Source organism: Streptomyces minutiscleroticus (genome assembly GCF_014650875.1).
GTDB lineage: Bacteria > Actinomycetota > Actinomycetes > Streptomycetales > Streptomycetaceae > Streptomyces > Streptomyces minutiscleroticus.
In genome coordinates this window covers 1-585 of the sequence record NZ_BMVU01000264.1, presented here as the reverse complement: position 1 = coordinate 585, position 585 = coordinate 1, and the positions used below count along the sequence as shown (strand labels likewise).

The 585-nt window shown below is 40.9% G+C and carries 1 protein-coding gene; it reads right to left on the bottom strand.

From position 1 onward, the window contains the following. Positions 1–95 precede the first annotated feature (95 nt). Positions 96–585 (bottom strand): amino acid ABC transporter permease (locus tag IE271_RS44660; RefSeq protein WP_190195535.1); only part of this gene is annotated, 490 nt, incomplete at its 5' end.

Sequence of the window (585 nt, the reverse complement as noted above, 5' to 3'; positions counted from 1 at the left end):
TAATGCTATTATCCAAAAACACACCCATGAGAATCTCCTTATTTTTATTCAGGCTGTATTATAATCAAATATTAAAAAGATTAGATTGAGCCAACTTAATTTAAGATTTTTTCCACGCGCTTTTGGATCACTTCTAAAACCAAGCAAAAAAGCCAGTAAATCAAAGCGGCTTCCAAGTAAATAGGCAAAAAGTCATAGCTGGCGTTCGCTTTTTGCTGCGCGATTCTAAAAACCTCTGCGATCGTTACCACCGAAGCTAAAGAAGTTTCTTTAAAAAGGCTGATGAAAGTGTTACTCAGGCTGGGCGTGGCGACTTTGAGCGCTTGAAAAAAGATGACATGCCAAAAGGTTTGCAAGTAGTTCAAGCCCAAGCTCAAGCTTGAATCCCATTGATCTTTAGGGACAGAAAGAAAGCTCGCCCTCAAAGTCTCTGAAGCGTATGCCCCTACATTAAAAGAAAATGCAATAATGCCTGCTGGGATTGGATCAATATAGACCCCAAGGGCGGGCAAACCATAAAACACCACCACGATTTGGACCAATAAAGGCGTGCCTCTAATGAGCGAAACATAGAAATTCACACCC